This window comes from Mesorhizobium sp. M5C.F.Ca.ET.164.01.1.1, assembly GCF_004792125.1.
In the GTDB taxonomy this organism is placed as follows: Bacteria; Pseudomonadota; Alphaproteobacteria; order Rhizobiales; family Rhizobiaceae; genus Mesorhizobium; species Mesorhizobium wenxiniae.
The window spans coordinates 1,938,287-1,941,827 of record NZ_SRTG01000001.1; the positions used below are offsets into that span (position 1 = coordinate 1,938,287).

1 tRNA gene and 2 rRNA genes are annotated in these 3,541 nt (G+C 54.3%); all 3 read left to right on the forward strand.

Features of this window, described 5'->3' with window-relative positions:
* Positions 1-164: 164 nt before the first annotated feature.
* Positions 165-2,973, forward strand: a 23S ribosomal RNA gene (locus EN807_RS09650).
* A gap of 226 nt (positions 2,974-3,199) precedes the next feature.
* Positions 3,200-3,314, forward strand: a 5S ribosomal RNA gene (gene rrf / locus EN807_RS09655).
* A gap of 140 nt (positions 3,315-3,454) precedes the next feature.
* Positions 3,455-3,531, forward strand: a tRNA-Met gene (locus tag EN807_RS09660).
* Positions 3,532-3,541 lie beyond the last annotated feature (10 nt).

The following is a 3,541-nucleotide window of genomic DNA, read 5'->3' on the forward strand; positions in this document are numbered from 1 at the left end:
GTTTGCCTAACCGCACCCTCGAACCGATCTCGAGAAGCTGGTCTTTTTGTGCCAATAACATCAAGCCGAATTCTGCACAGGATTTGGCTGAAGCGACGATCCTTCGGATCGCGCTGAAGCGACGATCTCTTCGAGATCGCGCGGTGGGTATTGGCAATGAGAACGATCAAGTGTCTTAAGGGCAATTGGTGGATGCCTTGGCATGCACAGGCGATGAAGGACGTGATACGCTGCGATAAGCTACGGGGAGGTGCGAATACCCTTTGATCCGTAGATTTCCGAATGGGGAAACCCACCTAAGGTGCTTGGAAAATCAGAGCAGCAGGGCAACTTGCTGCTGTGGTTTCCAAGTATCGATAATAGGTAACTTATCCTGAATACATAGGGATAAAGTGGCGAACGCGGGGAACTGAAACATCTAAGTACCCGTAGGAAAGGACATCAACCGAGACTCCGGCAGTAGTGGCGAGCGAACCCGGACCAGGCCAGTGGCGATGATGAGACAAGCGGAACCTTCTGGAAAGTAGGGCCATAGTGGGTGACAGCCCCGTACGCGTAATGCAAATCATCGTCCTCGAGTAAGGCGGGACACGTGAAATCCTGTCTGAAATTGGGGGGACCACCCTCCAAGCCTAAGTACTCGTGCATGACCGATAGCGAACTAGTACCGTGAGGGAGAGGTGAAAAGCACCCCGACAAGGGGAGTGAAAGAGTACCTGAAACCGATTGCCTACAAACAGTGGGAGCCCGCAAGGGTGACCACGTACCTTTTGTATAATGGGTCAGCGACTTAGTGTGACGAGCAAGCTTAAACCGCTAGGTGTAGGCGCAGCGAAAGCGAGTCTGAACAGGGCGTTCAGTTCGTCGCATTAGACCCGAAACCGAGTGATCTAGCCATGAGCAGGTTGAAGGTAAGGTAACACTTACTGGAGGACCGAACCCATAACTGTTGCAATAGTTCGGGATGACTTGTGGCTAGGGGTGAAAGGCCAATCAAACTCGGAAATAGCTGGTTCTCCGCGAAATCTATTTAGGTAGAGCGTCGACCGAATACCCCAGGGGGTAGAGCACTGGATGGGCTAGGGGTCCTCACCGGATTACCAAACCTAACCAAACTCCGAATACCTGGGAGTACTAGTCGGCAGACACACGGCGGGTGCTAACGTCCGTCGTGAAAAGGGAAACAACCCTGACCTACAGCTAAGGTCCCCAAGTTATGGCTAAGTGGGAAAGGATGTGAGGATCCCAAAACAACCAGGATGTTGGCTTAGAAGCAGCCATCATTTAAAGAAAGCGTAACAGCTCACTGGTCTAAATAAGGGTCTTTGCGCCGAAAATGTAACGGGGCTCAAGCCATACACCGAAGCTTAGGGTGGCGATAATCCTTCGGGATTACGCTGCGGTAGCGGAGCGTTCTGTAAGCTGATGAAGCCATACCCGTGAGGGGTGGTGGAGGTATCAGAAGTGCGAATGCTGACATGAGTAACGTAAGGGGAGTGAGAGACTCCCCCGCCGAAAGTCCAAGGGTTCCTGCTTAAAGCTAATCTGAGCAGGGTTAGCCGGCCCCTAAGTCGAGGCAGAAATGCGTAGACGATGGGAACCACGTTAATATTCGTGGGCCTGGAGGAAGTGACGGATCATTGAGGTAGTCCAATCTTATCGGATTGAAAGGGCTGCTGCGTGGTTCCAGGAAATAGCTCCTCCTTATAGACCGTACCCGAAACCGACACTGGTGGACTGGTAGAGTATACCAAGGCGCTTGAGAGAACTATGCTGAAGGAACTCGGCAAATTGCACGCGTAACTTCGGAAGAAGCGTGACCCTTTTCCACGCAAGTGGAGGAGGGTGGCACAGACCAGGGGGTAGCGACTGTTTATCAAAAACACAGGGCTCTGCGAAGTCGCAAGACGACGTATAGGGTCTGACGCCTGCCCGGTGCTGGAAGGTTAAGAGGAGGGGTGCAAGCTCTGAATCGAAGCCCCAGTAAACGGCGGCCGTAACTATAACGGTCCTAAGGTAGCGAAATTCCTTGTCGGGTAAGTTCCGACCTGCACGAATGGCGTAACGACTTCCCCGCTGTCTCCAGCATAGACTCAGTGAAATTGAATTCCCCGTGAAGATGCGGGGTTCCTGCGGTTAGACGGAAAGACCCCGTGCACCTTTACTATAGCTTTACATTGGCATTCGTAGTGGCATGTGTAGGATAGGTGGTAGGCTTTGAAACCTGGGCGCCAGCTCAGGTGGAGCCACCCTTGAAATACCACCCTTATCACTATGGATGTCTAACCGCGGCCCGTTATCCGGGTCCGGGACAATGTATGGTGGGTAGTTTGACTGGGGCGGTCGCCTCCTAAAGAGTAACGGAGGCGCGCGATGGTGGGCTCAGAACGGTCGGAAATCGTTCGCTGAGTGCAATGGCATAAGCCTGCCTGACTGCGAGACTGACAAGTCGAGCAGAGACGAAAGTCGGTCATAGTGATCCGGTGGTCCCGCGTGGAAGGGCCATCGCTCAACGGATAAAAGGTACGCCGGGGATAACAGGCTGATGACCCCCAAGAGTCCATATCGACGGGGTTGTTTGGCACCTCGATGTCGACTCATCGCATCCTGGGGCTGGAGCAGGTCCCAAGGGTATGGCTGTTCGCCATTTAAAGCGGTACGTGAGTTGGGTTCAGAACGTCGTGAGACAGTTCGGTCCCTATCTGCCGTGGGTGTAGGAATATTGAAAGGATCTGTCCCTAGTACGAGAGGACCGGGATGGACGGATCTCTGGTGGACCTGTTGTGGCGCCAGCCGCATAGCAGGGTAGCTATATCCGGACGGGATAACCGCTGAAGGCATCTAAGCGGGAAACCCACCTTAAAACGAGTATTCCCTGAGAACCGTGGAAGACGACCACGTTGATAGGCCGGGTGTGGAAGAGCGGCAACGCTTGAAGCTTACCGGTACTAATAGTTCGATCGGCTTGATCGTTCTCATTCCTTATGCCCATCTCGGCGCAATCCAAAGGATTGTCGTCGGCGCAATCCAAAGGATTGTCGCCTGATGGTTGTTTGCCCTCGCGGCAGTCGGCTTCGCCGACGCCTCCGGGCAGGGCCTCGCAAAGGCTCGGACGCGCGGTCGCGCTTGCGGACTGCGTCCGAAAACCGCGACGCCAGGCACGAAAAAACAGCTTCTCGAGCAACGTGCGCTTTGCCGACCTGGTGGTTATGGCGGAGCGGCTGCACCCGATCCCATTCCGAACTCGGCCGTGAAACGCTCCAGCGCTGATGGTACTTCGTCTCAAGACGCGGGAGAGTAGGTCGCTGCCAGGTCTGCAAAACGCACGTCGCAACAATCCAAATCTTCTCCTTACAAAACAGGCCCGCCAATCGCGAGCTCGGGCCGCGCAAGCGGCCCTTTCATTTGGCGGAACTTGTACCTAAGTAAAGCGCTGACTTGCTTGAAAAGTTGACGCGGGGTGGAGCAGCCCGGTAGCTCGTCAGGCTCATAACCTGAAGGTCACAGGTTCAAATCCTGTCCCCGCAACCAAATCCACAAA